Annotated in this window: 17 protein-coding genes; 3 read left to right on the plus strand and 14 right to left on the minus strand. The window is 64.7% G+C overall.

Features of this window, described 5'->3' with window-relative positions:
- Positions 1 to 140: 140 nt before the first annotated feature.
- Genes NK1_RS12940 through NK1_RS12950 form a run of 3 tightly spaced genes read left to right on the plus strand, consistent with a single transcriptional unit; the run spans position 141 to position 2,513 of the window.
- A complete protein-coding gene (locus NK1_RS12940) occupies positions 141 to 569 on the plus strand; it encodes a hypothetical protein (protein ID WP_063008774.1) in 429 nt (142 codons plus the stop codon).
- Positions 566 to 1,948 (plus strand): molybdopterin-dependent oxidoreductase, encoded by a 1,383-nt coding sequence (locus NK1_RS12945; protein ID WP_084460826.1) that lies wholly within the window; start codon positions 566 to 568, stop codon positions 1,946 to 1,948. The genes NK1_RS12940 and NK1_RS12945 overlap by 4 nt, the downstream gene beginning before the upstream one ends.
- Position 1,949: 1 nt before the next feature.
- Positions 1,950 to 2,513 (plus strand): hypothetical protein, encoded by a 564-nt coding sequence (locus tag NK1_RS12950; protein ID WP_063905985.1) that lies wholly within the window; start codon positions 1,950 to 1,952, stop codon positions 2,511 to 2,513.
- Positions 2,514 to 2,562: 49 nt separating this feature from the next.
- On the opposite strand, the gene NK1_RS35690 is transcribed toward NK1_RS12950, so the two are convergent.
- The 14 genes from NK1_RS35690 to NK1_RS13020 form a co-directional block, all read right to left on the minus strand.
- Complete coding sequence (locus tag NK1_RS35690) at positions 2,563 to 2,883, minus strand: hypothetical protein (protein WP_063008775.1); 321 nt, start codon at positions 2,881 to 2,883, stop codon at positions 2,563 to 2,565.
- Positions 2,880 to 3,260 (minus strand): alpha/beta hydrolase-fold protein, encoded by a 381-nt coding sequence (locus tag NK1_RS35695; RefSeq protein WP_245660468.1) that lies wholly within the window; start codon positions 3,258 to 3,260, stop codon positions 2,880 to 2,882. Before NK1_RS35695 ends, NK1_RS35690 begins: the two co-directional genes overlap by 4 nt.
- Positions 3,261 to 3,573: 313 nt before the next feature.
- Positions 3,574 to 5,418 (minus strand): serine/threonine-protein kinase PknD, encoded by a 1,845-nt coding sequence (locus tag NK1_RS12965; RefSeq protein WP_374726777.1) that lies wholly within the window; start codon positions 5,416 to 5,418, stop codon positions 3,574 to 3,576.
- A 664-nt stretch (positions 5,419 to 6,082) separates the two neighbouring features.
- Entirely contained in the window at positions 6,083 to 7,099 is a 1,017-nt protein-coding gene (locus NK1_RS12970; RefSeq protein ID WP_157104241.1) for an ABC transporter ATP-binding protein, read from the minus strand.
- Between the two features lie 30 nt (positions 7,100 to 7,129).
- Positions 7,130 to 7,753, minus strand: a complete 624-nt coding sequence (locus tag NK1_RS12975) for a hypothetical protein (RefSeq protein ID WP_157104242.1) — start codon at positions 7,751 to 7,753, stop codon at positions 7,130 to 7,132.
- A 27-nt stretch (positions 7,754 to 7,780) separates the two neighbouring features.
- A complete protein-coding gene (locus NK1_RS12980) occupies positions 7,781 to 8,746 on the minus strand; it encodes an MlaD family protein (RefSeq protein ID WP_063008780.1) in 966 nt (321 codons plus the stop codon).
- A complete protein-coding gene (locus NK1_RS12985; protein ID WP_373281747.1) occupies positions 8,743 to 9,759 on the minus strand; it encodes an MlaD family protein in 1,017 nt (338 codons plus the stop codon). The genes NK1_RS12980 and NK1_RS12985 overlap by 4 nt, the downstream gene beginning before the upstream one ends.
- The gene (locus NK1_RS12990; RefSeq protein WP_063008781.1) at positions 9,756 to 10,838 is read right to left on the minus strand and encodes an MlaD family protein; all 1,083 of its coding nucleotides are present in this window, start codon (positions 10,836 to 10,838) and stop codon (positions 9,756 to 9,758) included. Before NK1_RS12990 ends, NK1_RS12985 begins: the two co-directional genes overlap by 4 nt.
- A 1-nt stretch (position 10,839) precedes the next feature.
- Positions 10,840 to 11,784, minus strand: a complete 945-nt coding sequence (locus NK1_RS12995) for an MlaD family protein (RefSeq protein ID WP_245660469.1) — start codon at positions 11,782 to 11,784, stop codon at positions 10,840 to 10,842.
- Positions 11,785 to 11,837: 53 nt separating this feature from the next.
- On the minus strand, positions 11,838 to 12,845 hold the full coding sequence (locus tag NK1_RS13000; protein ID WP_063008782.1) for an MlaD family protein: 1,008 nt from the start codon (positions 12,843 to 12,845) through the stop codon (positions 11,838 to 11,840).
- A complete protein-coding gene (locus NK1_RS13005) occupies positions 12,845 to 13,927 on the minus strand; it encodes an MlaD family protein (RefSeq protein ID WP_063008783.1) in 1,083 nt (360 codons plus the stop codon). Before NK1_RS13005 ends, NK1_RS13000 begins: the two co-directional genes overlap by 1 nt.
- A 2-nt stretch (positions 13,928 to 13,929) precedes the next feature.
- Positions 13,930 to 14,805, minus strand: a complete 876-nt coding sequence (locus NK1_RS13010) for an MlaE family ABC transporter permease (protein WP_083871560.1) — start codon at positions 14,803 to 14,805, stop codon at positions 13,930 to 13,932.
- Positions 14,802 to 15,611 (minus strand): MlaE family ABC transporter permease, encoded by an 810-nt coding sequence (locus NK1_RS13015; protein ID WP_063008828.1) that lies wholly within the window; start codon positions 15,609 to 15,611, stop codon positions 14,802 to 14,804. The genes NK1_RS13010 and NK1_RS13015 overlap by 4 nt, the downstream gene beginning before the upstream one ends.
- Positions 15,612 to 15,684: 73 nt before the next feature.
- Complete coding sequence (locus NK1_RS13020) at positions 15,685 to 17,082, minus strand: aldehyde dehydrogenase family protein (protein ID WP_063008784.1); 1,398 nt, start codon at positions 17,080 to 17,082, stop codon at positions 15,685 to 15,687.
- Positions 17,083 to 17,192 lie beyond the last annotated feature (110 nt).

Raw genomic sequence — 17,192 nt, forward strand, 5'->3', positions numbered from 1 at the left:
CGCACCCGCTGTCACTGGCCAGCCGTCGGGGAGTGTGGGGATCGCGGCGAGGTAAATCGTAACCTCGTGATGATCGGGACAGGTCTCGTAGTCGCGGACACAGCGGCGGTGGTCGACCAGTCATCCGAAGGAGCCCGTACGTGCAGGGCGACATCAACCACACCGGTAGCGGGCTGTCGCTCACCGCCGGACCGGCCACGGCCCAGCCGACCGACTTCGACATCGACCCCGGCGCCTCGGTGCTCTACGGCGACGTCAGCGTCAACGGCGCCCCGGCGGCTACCCACGCACTGCTGTTCAACCTCGACGGCAGCACACCGCAGCCACTGCGCAACGGACCCGACGACACCGCCATCCTCCAGGGCATCCGAGTACTGCTGTCCAAAGACGCCGCCGGACTGTTGAACAAGACGTTCAACACCGACGCGGTCAAGGAGGGACTTGCTGGTCGGCGTCGCGACGATCACACTGAACACCAAGTAGGTGCGGCCATGCCAGAAGAAGTCGTTTCTGGTGAGGCGCAAGGTAACTCACTGTCATCCAGACCGGATCGGACAGGGTGCTCATGACCACGAACAGCTCGAGCGCGAATCGGTCCGGTCGCGCACCGAGTCCGACCGACCAGCAGGCGCGGACGCGGGGAGAACCCCCCGCCTACGGCTTCCCGGCCGGCTTGTGGCGGGCGGTCGAGCGCCGTCGGCCGCGCGGGTTCCCCGGCCCGCGGACCTGGCGAAGCCCGCTCCGAGGGCCATGGCTGACATCTGTTTTCGGTGCGGTGCTGCTGGCGGCTCTTCCCGTCGTCGTCGTCACCGGCCTGCTCGACTACATCGCCTACGGACCACAGTTCGGTCAGGCGATGCCCGCCGATGCGGGATGGCTGCATCTGCCGTACTTCGACTGGCCGACCCGACCGGCCTGGCTGTTCCGCCTCACCCAAGGCCTGCACGTGGGCGTCGGGCTGATCATCGTCCCGGTGGTGCTGGCAAAGCTGTGGTCGGTGATGCCCCGCCTGTTCACCTGGCCACCGGCCCGATCGGCCGCGCAGATCCTCGAACGAGCATCGCTGCTGCTGCTGGTCGGCGGAATCGTCTTCGAGATCGCCACCGGCGTGCTGAACATCCAATACGACTACATTTTCGGCTTCAGCTTCTACACCGCGCACTACTTCGGCGCATGGGTGTTCATTGCCGGCTTCCTGATTCATGTCACCGTCAAAATGCCCCGCATGGTTCGCAATCTGCGCACCCGTTCCCTGCGGCGGGAACTGCGCACGACCCGGTCCGACACCCGCTCCGAACCCCTCGACCCCGACGGGCTGGTCGCCACGAACCCGGCTCCGGCGACGATGAGCCGACGCGGCGTACTGGCGCTGGTCGGAGGTGGGTCACTGCTGGTGGCGGGGCTGAGCGCGGGTCAGACGATCGGCGGGGTCACTCGCGAGGCGGCGTTGCTCCTGCCGCGAGGACGGGCGGCCGGGCCCGGCCCCGACGGGTTCCCGATCAATCGGACGGCGACCGCGGCGTCGATCGATCCGGCCGCGACCGGCGAGGCCTGGCGGCTGACACTCACCGGCGGACCGCGGACGGTCACACTCGATCGCGCCACGCTGGCCCGCATGCGGCAATACAGTGCGTGGCTGCCCATCGCATGTGTCGAGGGATGGTCGACCACCCAGCAGTGGACGGGTGTGCGTCTGCGCGATCTCGCCGCGCTCGCCGGGGTTGGCGGCCCGCGCTCGGCGCACGTCGTCTCGCTCGAACGCAACGGTCCGTTCGGCGCGGCGACGTTGCAGGGAAATCAGGTCCGGCATCCCGATTCGCTGCTCGCATTACGGGTCGGTGGTGTGGATCTGTCGCCGGATCACGGCTACCCCGCCCGGATCATCGTTCCGGCCCTGCCCGGGGTGCACAACACCAAGTGGGTCGGTTCGATCGAGTTCCGGAGCTGATATGGCTGCCATCGTGTCCGTCGTGCGGCGCTATTACGGGGCGCGTCCCCTGCATTTGCTGGCCTTGACGACCTGTTTCGCGTTCGTCGGGTACGTCGTCGCGGTCATCGGGCCGAAGACGTTGTGGAACACCCAGGTCTGGTGGCAGTCGATCCTCGTCTGGTTCCTCGGCGCGATCATCGCCCACGACCTACTGCTGTTCCCGCTCTACTCGCTGGCCGACCGCTCCCTGCGCGCGGGCCTGCGTGCCGTGCGCGGGCGCACGCCGGCACCATCGCCGAAAGTGCCTCCCCTCAACTACATTCGCGTGCCGACGATGGGTTGCGGACTGCTTTTCCTGCTCTTCTTTCCCGGAATCCTCCACCAGGGACAGGCGACCTATCTCGCCGCCACCGGACAGAACCAGCAGCCGTTCCTCGACCGCTGGCTGCTGCTGACCGCGCTGATGTTCGGGCTCAGCGCGGTCGTTTACGCCGCGCGAGTGTCGATACTCGCGAAACACGAACCAACGCAGCCGAAGTCGACGAGCGAATCCTCCACCGAAAGCCGGGAGAGGTCCACGTGAGCGCATCGGCCTCGAACAACGGGCGAACGCAACTCTGCGATCGGCCTTTTCAGTTCGGTTGGCTGCCGATCGACCGCGCCAGGAACGGCCGGAGACGGTGCAGGTCGTCCTCCCGGTAGCCCCACGAATGGGTGCCGACCGGCCGATCGTCGACTGTCACCGGAATATTCAGCTCGTGCAGCCTGTCGGCCAGGTTCATCGTGCAGAAATGGACCGCGGCCTCGATCGGACCGCCGAGCGCGGTCTGCGCCGGCAGCGGAATGCGCCCCTCCGCCACCCGCCGATCCGCCGGAGTGTCGTGCGGTGCGGCCGGAACGCCGCTGCCCGAGCTCATATAGATCGCGGTCCCGCGCAGCCGATCCGCGTTCACCAGCGGGTCGTTCGCCCGCCGGGCCCCACATATTCTCCACGCTGCGTGCCCCCGCCCCAGTTCTCGACAGTGAGCCGCACGAACTCGTGCCCGATCGCATCCGAGGTCTGCGCGCAGCCGCTGTAGGAGGCCACACTCGCCCAGAAGCCCGGCTTGGCGATAGCCAGGTTCAACACCGACGTGCCACTCATCGACACGCCCACCACTGTGCGGTTCCCGTTGGCGCCCAAGAACTTCTCGATCACCGGAGGCAGCTCGTCGTTGAGGAAGGTCTGCCATTTCTCGACGCCGAGAACAGGGTCATCGCGCACCCAATCGGTGTAATAGGAACTGGCGCCGCCGATCGGGTTGACGACATTTACATCTTTGTCGCGCAAGAATTTCAGCGCATCGGTCTGCGCGTCCCACCCGCTCTCGTTCGGCCCGGATCGGGGCGACTCCGTACCGAGTGCGATACTCGGCGCTGAACGCACAGAATATCGGTGTCGCGGGTCGCTCTTCCCTGCGAGAAAATTTGTTGCCGCCTCATGGATTTCGATTGTTTCGGCGTTCTCGAGTTCGAGTTCGCGGATCTCCCCCGCGTCGTCGATTGAGACGCCCTCGGCTCACCCGCATCGACCTCGGCTCGGCGGAGCCACTTACGCGGTCCCACGCTGCGGTTTTCCCACGATCTCGATCGCTCCGAGCGCCTCAGCCTACCGGGAGTTTCACCACCGGATCGGCGCCCAGGTCGGTGATATAAATGTTGCCCGCCGTGTCGACTGCCACACCCTGGGGATTCTTCAGGCCGGTGAACGGCAGCGGAGTCGGCGTCGACGCACCCGCCGCCAACCTCACCACCCATTGATTACCCCAGTCCACGACGTACAAGTCTCCCGCCTTGTCGACTGCCACGCCCTGAGGATCCTTCAGCCCGGCGAACGGCAACGTGGTCGGCGTCGACGCACCCGCCGCCAACCTCACGACCCGCTCGGTACTCAATTCGGTGACATATACGTTGTGCGCAGCGTCGACCGCGACCCCGTGGGGATCTCGGAGCCCCGTGAACGGCAGCGTCGTCGGCGCCGACGCACCCGCCGCCAACCTCACCACCCGATCGTTGCCCCGGTCGCTGACGTACACATCTCCCGCCGTATCGACCGCCACCCCCTCGGGATCCTTGAGCCCGGTGAACGGCAGCGGGGTCGCCGTCGACGCACCCACCCCCAACTTCACCACCCGATTGTTACTCGTGTCGGTGACGTAGACGTTGCCTGCCGTGTCGGCCGCCACACCCTGGGGATTATTCAGCCCGGTGAACGGCAGCGGGGTCGGGGCCGACGCACCCGCCGCCAACTTCACCACCCGATCGTTACCCATGTCGGTGACATATACGTTGCCAGCCGCGTCCACAGCCACATCAGTGGCCAAGCTGACGCCGGTGAACGGCAGCGCAGTCTGTGCCGAGTAGGCCGAGTTGACAGGCGGGGGCGAGCTGCCACCGCCGCCCGATTGCCGTTGAACACCGATGACGACAGCTACGGCGGCCACCACCGTCACCGCGACCGCGGCGGCGAGTAGCCCGGCGGTCTTGGGCGACAATCTGATTCGCCGCCCACGGCGCGCAGCCCCAGTGGTGCTGACCGCGGAATCGCCCAGCGCGGCGTTGGCCGCCGCCGCCAGCTCGCGTACGGTCTGGTAACGCTCCTCGGGGTTTTTGGCCATGCCCTTGGCGATGACAGTATCGAACGCAGTCGGTACATCGGGTGTAGTGGTGCTGGGACGCGGCGGCGGGGTGTGCAGGTGATGGGCGATCACACCCTGCACCCCCGCTGCGCTCGCGAACGGTGCTCGACCGGTCAGGCACTCATACAGCACGCACGTCAACGCGTACACGTCCACTCGAGCATCGGCCTTGACCTCCGCGCCGATCTCCTCCGGCGCCATGTAGGCGACGGTGCCGATGGTCTCACCGATCGAGGTCAGCGTACGGTCGTCGGCGGCGTGGGCGATCCCGAAGTCGATCAGGGAGGCGAACTCATCGGCCCCCAGCAGGATGTTGGTGGGTTTGACATCGCGGTGTACCAGCCCGACATCGTGGGCCGCCTGTAGCGCGCCGGCCACCTGCGTGATGATCGACACCGCCCGCCGCGGCGACAAGGCCCCTTCTCGCGTAATCACCTTGCGCAGGTCGGTGCCCTCGATCAAGCGCATATTCAGATAGAGCCTACCGTCGATATCGCCGAAGTCGTGTATGGGGATCACATGCGGCTCGGTCAACTGCGCCACCGCCCGGCACTCCCGGCGGAACCTCTCGCGCAGCTGCTCGTCATCGGCAAAGCGCTCAGGCAACACCTTGAGTGCGACCACCCGGTTGGTCAGCGAATCATGCGCCCGCCACACCTGGCCCATGCCACCCTGACCCAGCAGCGTCAACAGCCGATATCGCCCGAACGCCTCCGCTGAGATCGTGTCCCCGCCACCAACTGACGTGTCATCCATTGTGTCGTCCCGTGACCATCCGACTGGCGAAAGGTGTACATGCCTGCGTCCCATCCCCGCCCTAGCTGGTACCCCACCCCAGTTGATTCAGCCAGGCCAGACAGTCGAGAGTCGGCGCTATCCAACCACAAACCTGTCGCGACTCAAGCGTACCTCTTTGCTCTTGATTCAACCGCCCGTAACCGGTGTAGCCAGTGTCTGCCAGCCACACGACCACGTCACGGACCTGCGCGGCGGCTACCGCGGTGGCGTACACAACGGCCCATCGACCCTGTACGTTGTCTCGATCCTCGCGTTCGACGCACAGCCCGTCGGTCCAGATGCCTCTGGCTCCCGTGAGCAACCACCTGGGGGGAGTGTCGGGATAACGGCGGATCTGACCTCGGTCTAGACGGCGGGTCGGCCGGAGGCCGAGATCGTCTCCAGCTACGCCTGCGAGCAGGACCGCCAGCCCTGCATGCCGATCACGGAACGCAATTTACGTCGTGATTGTTCGGTGAGAACCTGCGACGACTCTGAAGCTCTGCTTCAGAAGTGTCGTCGAGCATCTGCCTCACAACGAGGATCGAGATAGCGAAATACCCACATGCGGGGCACTTTTCGAAGAAGTTCAGAATCTCATGGGCAGCAACACGCACCGGAGCGTCACGACCACTCGAAATCGAGGTATACGAAAAACGTGACGGCGCAACGTATTCAGCAGCGCGACGAACCGTCCTCACCGCGGCGTGTAGGCCAGCATGACTTGAGTATCGCTGTTCTGGTCCATGGATTCTCCGATGGCGAGCTGGGCCTGCTGCGGCAGCGTGTGCATGATCTCGAGGACCCGGCGGCGGCGGCGTTCCACGGCCTGACGCACCGGCATACCCGGCTGCGCCTTCATCTGCGGCGGAATACCCTCGACCTCGTCGATACCCGAGTCGTAATGGCCGGCGTCGGCGAGGGCCTGCTCGCGCGCCATCTGGGCCTCGTCCTTCTCCTCCGACATACCGATCGGACCGACCATGCGGCCGTTGAGGAACTGCTTGACCACCGGCTCCTCCGACGTCAGCAACACCTCGCGCGGACCGAACATCACCAGCTGACGGCGGAACAGCATGCCGATGTTGTCGGGCACGCTACGCGCCAGGTTGATGTTGTGGGTCACGATCAGAATCGTCGCGTCGATCTGCGCGTTGATATCGATCAGCAGCTGCGACAGATACGTCGTACGCACCGGGTCCAGACCCGAGTCCGGCTCGTCGACGAGGATGATCTGCGGGTCCAGCACCAGCGCACGGGCCAGGCCGGCACGCTTGCGCATACCACCGGAGATCTCACCGGGCAGCTTGCCCTCGGCGCCGAGCAGACCCGTCAGCTCGAGCTTCTCCATCACGATCTGCCTGATCTCGGACTCGCTCTTCTTCGTGTGTTCCCGCAGCGGGAAGGCCACGTTGTCGAACAGGTTCATCGAACCGAACAGCGCGCCGTCCTGGAACAGAACGCCGAACAACTTGCGGATCTCGTAGAGCTCCTTGTTCGAACAGGTGGTGATGTCGGTCCCGTCGATGAAGATCGAGCCCCGCTCGGGGCGCAGCAGACCGATCAACGACTTCAAAAACACCGACTTACCCGTACCGGACGGGCCGAGCAGAGCACTGACTTCCCCCGGAGGCAGCGTCAGAGTGACGTCCTGCCAAATACGCTGGGAACCGAAAGATTTCGTAACACTCTCGGTTTTGACCTCAACACCCACGACAATCCCTTCTCGATATCAGTGCGCAGATCAGCGCGGCGCACTACCCAGCGCGGAGTCGATTCCGCTGATCTCGGTGATTGTCCAGTTCTTGCCACTGTCGATGCTGAGTTTGTAGGTTGCCGTCGATTGCACGCCGTCGGGAGCCTGGACATTTTTGGTGAGCACGTCGACGAAACAGATCACATGGAACACACCGTTGGACTCCGACTCCGTCTTCGCAGCGATCGGGTGGGCGGTGGATGACCATTGAAGCGGTCCGATGAGCTGCTCCATGGACGTAGCGGCCTTGCTCAACCGGTCGGTCAGTTCGGGCGTGGTGTTCTTCGTCAACCTGCCGCGCCACTCCTGAGTGTTCTGAAAACTCATCTGCGCCGCACCGGTCGCGTAGTCGAGGGCGACCTGTTCCGCGTGCCGCTGATTCGCTGCGTCGGCGTCCCGACGATCGAGCCCGTCGGCGGCCGAATGCCACTTCCAGCCGAGCACTGCGATAACGACGGATACCACCACAGCCGCCAGGATCGCCCCGGCCCTGCGCGTCACAATAGGTCGACGACTGTTCCGCCGCCACACCGCATTTCCTTCCGCGCGATCGGCGACTTCTGTGTTCTCGTTCTCTTCGATGACCGCTGTGGCCGATGACTTCTCCGGCATCAACCTGTTCCTTCCGATTCGGGACTTCTAATTAGGGGGCGAGACCGCTGGGACGTGCACGGTGAGTGCGCCAGGAGGATCCGTGGCAGCGAGCACGCGGCCCAGTAGGCTTCCGAGGTCGACCGTTCGCAGTGCGGCGCCGCCGGCCTGGGCAGCGGGCAAGAGATTTACGCCGATAACCTTCAGATCGGATGCCGTGTGATCGAGAAATTTTTGTAGTTCGCCGAAGAGCGGACTGGCACCGTCGCGAATACCATCCAGCAACGGCCCGCGCCGCATCGCGTCGCGCACCGAGTTCAGCAGATCCTGGAATCCGACGCCGAAACCGGCGAGCTGCGGACTCGTCGCAGCGAGGCTTGCGGGGACATCGCCGGATCGCATCAGCAACGGCTGTAGCGTGCTGAGCAGGGTGACCAAGTTGTCGGTCTGCTCGGTGAATTCGGCTGCGAGCAAGGAGCCGGCGCGGTTGAGGTCGCCGATCACTTGCACACCACCAGGCAGGCCGACATCGAGAGCGTGAAAGATCCCCTGGACCTGATCAGGGGCGACCTGCTGTAGCAGGTGCGTCAGCCGGGCCGAGAGTTCCTCGAACGTGGTCGGGACCGAAACTCGGTCCGCCGCGACCTGCGCACCGTCAGCCAGGTAGGGCCCGTTCGCGGTGTCGGGAAGCACGGAGATGTACGACTCGCCGAGCGCGGACAGATTGTCGATCCGGAACCAGCTTCGCACGGGAATGTGATGGGAGTCCTCATAGCGAAGGGCGAGCCGGACGCCGCCTGCCACGGGCGTGATCGCGGTGACCTTTCCGATGGGCACGCCGCGCAGCAAGACGCGGGCGCCGACCAGGACGCCGTTGGTGTCCGGCACTGTCATGGTGGCCGTGCGGGTGTCGCGGAATCGGTCGACATCCAGGCCGACGCGCTGGATATAGAGCAACGACAACGCGGTCAAGGCCGTCATGGCCACCACCGAGACACGGGTGCGGGTGATCATCGAACTGCTCCCAGCATGCGCAGAATGGATGTCGCGTCACCGATGAGCTCGTCACCGTTGCCGCTGCTCACCGAGGTGACGTTCACAGCGGGATGTTGCGCGAAGGGCAGCAGCGTGGTGCGAAGGAAGTTGTTTATCCGCACCATGGTCGCGGGCGCGCCGTCCCAGATGCCGCGTCCTGATTCCGCCGTTCCGGCCAGTGAATTCAACATCGGAGTGAGCCAGAGCCCACCTTCGAAGATGGATCCGACCGACGGTAGCAGCGTGCTGATGTGAGCGACGACGGCGCGCGCCACATTGTGCCAGTAGTAGGCGCCCTGCTCACCGAAGGCGGCCTGCCATTCGGTGGCCTTGTCGTCGACCGCAGTCGCGGTGTCGTTGAATCCGTTCAGCAGTCGATCGAGTTCCGCAGTGCCGGAAGCCAGATCGGACATGTCCGCCGCGACAGTGGAAGCCATTCGCCTGACGTCGGCAAGCGCCGGCATGGTCCGGTTCAAGGTTGCCATGGTGTCCTGCATCTTCTGGATGCTGCCGCCGTTGACGAAATAGGCGAGCACCGCGATGGTGTCCTCCAATTGTGGTGGTGACGTGGTGCGATTCATGGGGATCACCCCGCCCGGGCCGAGGAAGCCCTGATCGGGGTCTCTGTCGGTGTTCGGGATCAGCGCGATGTAGGTGTCGCCGAGCAGAGTGTTCTGCCGAATGATCGCACCGGCGTCGCCGGGCACCTTGGTGTTCCCGCTGAGCCCGACGGTGACATCGACCCCGTCCGGGGTAGATGTCAGCGCTTTTACCTGCCCTACGCGCAACCCGTCGAAGAGGACGTCCGCGCCGGAGGGCAAATTCATGACATTGTCGAATTTGACGGTCACCGTGTAGTCGGTGTGTACGCCCGCACGAACAGAAGGAAGATCGTTGGGGCCCAGGGAACATCCGGCAACCGATAGTGCGATCACTGTTCCCACGGCGATGGCGGATACCCGCAACCCGCGGCCGATTTCGGAACTTCTCACGACGCCCTCCGAACGATCAGGGACAGCAGATTCACTGTGCCCGGGGCGAATTGGTTGTTTACGCACTGCGGCCCGAGCAGTTCGCACGCGGCGGCGTCCACCGGAACCGATGGCGGCTGGTATGGCACCGACAATCCACCGCCGGAGTCGGCCTGGTAGTTCGCGGCGGTGACGATCGCCGGGACGGTTCCGTACAATTTCGCGAGATCCGGTGCGCGGGTGGCGGCCAGATGAATCAGTTCGGCGACCGGTCCCTGCATGAACGGCCACAGTTGTTCGCCGTAGTGGCGCTGGATGTCGTAGATGGTGGCGACCAGCCAGCCGACGCCTCGATCGAAGCGGGCGACGAACCCGAACAGTTCGGTGCCTTGGGCGGCGATTTGCGGCATCCGGTCGAGGATCGAGCTGATGCGATCCCAGTCGTGCAGGGCGTTCTCCGTCAATGGGGCCATGTTCATGATCGACGAGCCGATATCCGAGGTGACCTGGTCCGGGCTGGCGGCAGCCGAGGCCGCATGATCCAACATGGCGTGGATGGCGGGGCCTGTTCCGTCGAGTGCGGTGTCCAATCCGGCGACCGAACCTCGTACGCTCTCGTCGCTCGTCGCCGACAGCGCGTCGATGAAATCCGCTGCCGAACCGGCGATCTGGGAGATGCTCTTCGGGGTGTAGCTGCGGCTGATGGGCACACATTGCCCCGGCCGCAGGACGGGACCGGCGGTGTAGTTGCCCACCAGTTCCAGGCTGCGGTCGGCGAGAAGCGATTTCGAGCGGGTGACCACCCGCACGTCCGCGGGGTAGCGTCGACCGCCGTCGAGGGCGAACTCGACGCGCACGTGGTCACCTCGCTCGGTCACGGCCCGTACCTTGCCGACCCGAAAGCCCATCTGCGTCACCGGGTTACCGGGGTACAGGCCGATGGCATCGGGCATATCGACGCAGTAGCCATCGCTTGCCGCGACCGGTGCGGTGCCGACCGATCCCGTACCGCGGGCGTAGTGCACCACTGCGGTCGTGGCGAGTGCGGCTGTGGTGGCGAGCGCCAGTGTCACTACCGTGGCTCGTTTGGATACGCGCATATCAGCACTCCCGCCCGGGTATCGGAATACACAGAGAACTGGCCAGCACACCGCCGCCGAATTCGGCCATGCCCGCCGGCGTCAGCCATTGCTCGAGTTGTCCGCGCAGCTGCGTGAGATTGTCGATGGCCGGACCGAGGTGCTGCCGCATTTCGGTGATCAGATCCCGCAGATCGCGGAAGTGGGCGAAGACTTCCTCGGAGTGGGCCAGATAATACGACTCCAGCGGTTGCAGCCTCGACAGCGCACTGCCGAGTAGTTCGTACGCGTAGTTGAATCCCGCCGCATTGTTTTGATAGGTGGTGAGAACGGTGTCGATCTTGCCGATCAATTCGAAGATGAACCCGCGGTTGGCGTTGAATGTCTGTAGATACTCGGCAGCCAATGCTGCCACCTGGTGAATCTGCTGCCGTTGCCGATCGAGGACTTCCGCGACGGAGTTCATGCCGTTGACGATCGTGCCCAGCGAGGTGGTATTCGCCTGCAGTGCTTGTGCGACCTGGCGCAGATTGGCGTTCATGGTCGCGGCATCCACATGGTCGGTGACAGTGGGTGCGCTCTGCAGCACATCACCGATCGAGTACGGCATCGCGACCCGGTCCACCGGAATCACGCCGTTGTGGTCGGTACGGGAACCGAGCGGGATGAGCGATACCGCGTAGCCACCGACAGGGGTCAGCATTCGCACCTCGATGCGGGACTGGTCACCGACGTGAATGGTGTGGTCGATTCGAGCGCGCACGGTCACGGTGGAAGCGCCGATGGCTATGTCGGAGACCTTGCCCACGCTGATGCCGGCGACACGGACGTCGGCACCGGGTTCGACGGCGGAAGCATCGGTTGTCTCGAAGGCGATGGTCTGCTGTCCGGGCGGATGCAGGTACAGCCCGGCGAAACCGACGACGACGACCATCGTGGCGCCGACGACAGCGGTTCCCAGGAGCACGTCGTTGTGCCACACCGTGCGTGCCCGGTCGCGCAGTCCCCTTCTACCCCTTGTTATTTGGCGTTGCACAGTACGACCTCACTACCATTGAGCAGGACCTCCATATCGGGCGGCAGGTGCGCGTGCCCGTTGCTGCATCGAGCGTTCTCCGGACGAGGGTGCGCGACCTGCAGCCCGGCCAGCGCACCCGGCATCAGCCGAAACGAATCCACGGCCTCGGTGAGCGAGGCGAATGCGTGGCCGACCAACGCGTCCACGTCCAGGTCGCTGCGAAATCCCAGCGCCGCGAGCAGTCGCTCGATCGGCTCGACCAGCGCCGGGCCGGCCGATGCGGTCTTGGGGAACTCGTCGAGCACCGTCATGGCGTTGCTGATGGGCAGACTCATGGCCTTCAGGAACTCGATCACATACGGTGACCGGCCGCCCATGGAGTCGGCGATCCGCGCGACGTTGCCGGTCAGGGTAGAGATCAGCCGCTGACGGTCCTGGGCGTAGGAGGCCAGCCGCTGCGCACTGTCCAACATCGGCGCCAGCCCTCCGCCATCGCCCTGCAGCACCGCGATGGCGTTCTCGGCGAAAGCATTGATCTGGTCGGTGTTCATGGTCGACAAGACCGGCTGCAAACCGTTGAACAGGGAAGTGATGTCGAACGAGGGGCGCGTGGCCGAGGCACTCAGGTGATCGACCGGTTTCCCGGGTTGCGCACCCAAGCCGACATCGATGAAGCGGACCCCGGTCAGGTTCTGATACTTGATCGCGAGCGTGGTGGTATCGGTGAGCTGATACCGGCGTTCCATCGAGAAGGTGACCCGCGCGGCCATCCCAGCGCCCTGATGGATCAGTTCGACGCCCGTTACTTTGCCGATACGCAACCCCTCGAGCCGCACATCGCCGTTCACGCGGAGGCCGGAAACGTCGGTGAATTCGGCGGAGTAACCACGGGTGCTCTGCTCGACCGGGTTGCGCATCGCGTTGAGCACGATCACGAAGAGCAACACGGTCACCACGGCCACCGCCGCGAGTTTGATTGCGGCCCAGAGTCGTCCGCGTCCGCTCGCCATCAGTGTCCCCCTCGCGCCGGTCCGGAGAGCGCGCCGAGCTGTGCCAGCGGTCCGGCGAGCGCCGGTACACCGTCCAGCACGACCCGCAGTTGCAGCGTCTTCTGCTCCGGGGTGCCGCTGAACGACGATTCGATCCTGTCGACGGCGGCGTTCAGTTCGCTCATTCGGCCGTTGCCGAGCAGGCCGGGCAGTGGAGCGACGACCTCGTTCACCGATGCGGTGACCGGGGTCAGTTCGCTGTCGTGCGAGGCCAGCAGGGAGCCGGCCAAGCCGAAAAGGTCCGATGCCGCCAGGGTCAACGCTTGATCGGTTTCGGACATGAAGGCGTCGTCCACACCGGTGCTTCCGTCCGGGCGCTTGTTGTAGGCGCTGTTGTAGATCGCATACAAGGCGTCGGCCGCGCCCCGGCCGAAGGCCGGTAGCTGTGTCAGCACGTCGTTGGCACGGATCAGCAACTCGACCGGCATGTGCTGCTGGGTGCGTGACATCTGCTGGGCGATGATCACGCCGGTGCGAATCAACGGTGCCAGGCCGTTGGCATAGGTCATCATCTTGTTCAACGTGGCGATCATGCTCGAGGTGAGCGTGCCGTCCACGACCGTCGATACCTGCTCCAGCATCGTGGACATGGTGAAATCGGGTGCTGTGGTGCGCTGTAGGACCTCGCCGCTGGTGAGGGCCGCACCGCCGGGACGTTCGATCAGGTTCACCGCGGTGACACCGAAGTAGTTCTCCGGCCGGAAATCGACATCGAGACTGTCGGTGAGGATCGTGTCCATCTTCTGGTCGAGCACGAGAGCCACTTTCACGGTGCCGGAGCCGAGCGCGGTGACCTCGGTGACCTTGCCGACCTCAGCGCCACGGACGAGCACCTTCGATCCGGCTTCGACACCCGGTCCCAGCGCGGGTACCACGATTTGCAGCCGGATCCCCTGCGGCGCTGTCACTTTCGAATAGGCCCAGGATCCCGCGATTACCGCGATCACCATCACGAGCGCCGCGGCGCCGCCACACAGCGCCAGTACCCGTAGTTGGCGGCCCCGGTCGCCTCGGATGAAGTCTTGATTGATATGTCTGGCCATATTCATCCCCTGAATGGAAGTTCGGGGTTGAGGCCCCAGATGGCAACTGTCATCAGAAAATTGAGAACGACGATGGCGACCAGGCTCGCCCGGATGGCACGCCCGGAGGCGATTCCGACGCCCTCGGGTCCACCTGCGGCGAAATAGCCGTAGTAGCAATGGATCATGGTCACCATGGCGCAGAACACGAGCGCCTTGGCCACGGACGCGACAAGATCACCGGCATTGACGAACTGGGCGAAGTAATGGTCGTACGTACCCGAGGGCTGCCCGTACCCGATCTTGATGATCAGGCCACCGGTGATGAAGCTGACCACGATGGCCATCAGATAGCCCGGCAGTACCACCAGCATGCCGCCGACCAGACGGGTTCCCACCACGAACGGAATCGCTTGCAGCCCCATCGATTCGGTGGCATCGATCTCCTCCGAGATGCGCATGGCGCCGATCTCGGCGGTCATCCGGCAGCCGGCCTGGGCGGCGAAGCCGATCCCGGTGATGATCGGCGCGATCACCCTGATGTTGCCGAACGAGCCGATGATGCCCGTCAACGCGCCGAACCCGAGCAGATCGAAGGCCATGAACGCCTGAATCGCCACCACCGCGCCGACCGCGACGCCCAAAAAGAACATCAAGCTCAGCACGCCACCGTCGACGATGAGCGAGCCGCTGCCCCAGGCCATGTCGCTCATGGTCTTGAGCGTCTGCTTGGAGTAATGCCGCACCGTCTTCGGCAGGGACGTCAGCGTCTTCCAGGTGAACGCCACGATCTGCCCGAACTCGTACACGAGGCCCAGCAGCGAGCTGGTCGCAGCGCGCCCGGTGCGCGCCAGTGGTCCGGGCCGGGTCAGCGGGTAATTCAGACTGTCGATACTCATGCCAGCCTCGCCGGAAAGAACATGTTCTGCAGCTGGCTCACGGCCAAGTTCGTCATGAAGATGCAGAAAACACTGAGCACGACGGAGGCGTTGACGGCGTTGGCGACCCCCTTGGGACCACCGGTGGCCTCCAGACCACGCAGGCTGGCGATCGTCACCACGATGATCGCGAACAGAAGAGCCTTGACCACAGAGAAGAGCAGATCGACCGGCGTGGCGAAGGCGCCGAAGGACTGCCAGAAACTGGCCGGCACCACCCCGTTGACGTTGGTCGAAATAATAAGACCGGCCGCCACACCCGCCGCGATGATCAAAATGCACAGCGCCGGCGCGATCGCGACCATCGCGATGAAACGGGGAACCACAAGTCGCTGCACCGGATTGACACCCATCACGCGCATGGCGTCGATTTCTTCCCGGATGGAGCGAGCGCTCAGGTCCGAGGCGATGGTGGATGCGGCCGCTCCACTCATGAGCAGGCCGGCGGCCATCGGCGCCCCTTGACTCACTACGCCCAAACCGCTCGCAGCACCGGCAAGCGAGTTGGCGCCGACCTGATCCATCACGCCCCCGACCTGTACCGACACCTCCGCGCCGATCGGCACTGCCATCAGTAGCGCGGGTAATGCGGTGACTTTGAACAATTTCCACATCTGCTCGATCACCTCGCCGACCGGCAACCGCGCGCCGAACGTGTCGACGACCGAGAAGCGCGTCACGTCTACGCCCAGGCGCGCCGATCTACCCAGCGTGCCGAGGCCGCGCAGGATACGGTCAACGAACGAGTCGCAGACACGCTGCGCAATCCCCCCGGATACAGAAATACTCACTGCACATCTCCTGTGGCAGGTCGGATCGAACGAACTGGGCAGGAACGACTCAGCCCATGAGGCGGCGCAGTATCTTCTGCATCGTCGCGCCATAGGGCGGATAGGCCGCCGCGGGGTCGGGCCGTGACGGCTTGCGCAGCACAGCCTTGTAGTGGCTGAAAGTATCGAACCCGTGTTTGCCGTGGTAGTTGCCCAGCCCGGAGTCACCGACTCCGCCGAAGGGCAGTTCGGGCACCAGCAGGTGATACAGCAAGTGGTTCACCACCACCGCACCGGAGGATGTCTGCTCCAGCACCGTGCGCTCGGTATCCCGCGAGGAGGTGAACAGGTACAGCGCCAGTGGCTTGGGCCGGCGATTGACGAATTCGATGGCATGCCGGACGTTTTCGACCGACAGCAGCGGCAGGATCGGTCCGAAGATCTCCTCGCGCATGAGCTCGGAGCTGGGGTCCGGATCAGTCACCAGGGCGGGTGTCAGGGTCAGCTTCGCTCGATCGATCACACCGCCGAACTGTTCGCCACCGTGGCTGGCCAGCGCACCGGCCAGCCGGTCGAGTTGGCGTTCGTTCACGATGCGGGTGGTGTCGTTCGAGCCGTGCGCCGGCAGTTCCGCGAGCAGTCGTTCCACCAGTTGTGGCCGCACCGCGTCCTCGACCAGCACGTAATCCGGCGCGATGCAGGTCTGCCCGGCGTTGATGGACTTGGCCCAGGCGATCCGGCGAGCGGCGACCTCGATGTCGGCATCCGCGGTGACGATCACCGGACTCTTGCCGCCCAGCTCCAAGGTCACGGGAGTGAGATGCTGTGCGGCCGCCGTCATCACGGCTTTGCCCACCGTGGTCGAACCGGTGAAGAAGATGTGGTCGAAGCGCTGCTCCAGCAACCGGCGGTTGACCTTACCGTCGCCGAGGACCACTCGGACCGCCTCGGGATCGACATAACGCGGCAGCAACCGGGCCAGCAGCGCACCGGTACGGCCGGCGGCGTCGGAGGGCTTGAGCACCACGGTATTTCCCGCTGCAAGTGCGCTCACCAGAGGTTGCACAGTAAGCAGTACCGGGAAGTTCCAGGTGCCGAGGATCAGCACGACCCCCAGCGGCTCGGGCAGTGACCACGCCTTACCCGGCGCCGTCGCCGCGCTCATCCGCACCGGGTTCGGCCGCATCCAGTGCGCCAGATGTGACAGGGTATGGCGAATCTCGTGCCGCACCGGCCCGATATCGGCCATGAACGTCGCCATCGGACTCCGGCCCAAATCGGACTCGACTGCCGCCGCGATTTCGGGTTCGCATTCATCGATGAACCGGAGCAGCCCTTCCAATTGCGCTGTCCGCCAGGACAAGGAACGTGTTCGGCCACTGCCGAAAGCCGCGCGAGCACTGTCCAGGTCGGCGGTGAAATCCTGGTCGAACGCACCACTCGCCTTCGCGGTGGCCGCGGCGGTCATCGCTGGACTCCAGCGCGATCGCGGGATGTAGGGGCGCCCCCCACCATGGCCACAAAAGTGGCTGGAACAGGAATAACTTCGAACATGACGAGCACCATACATAGTGTTCA

The organism is Nocardia kruczakiae NBRC 101016 (assembly GCF_001612965.1).
Taxonomy (GTDB): domain Bacteria; phylum Actinomycetota; class Actinomycetes; order Mycobacteriales; family Mycobacteriaceae; genus Nocardia; species Nocardia kruczakiae.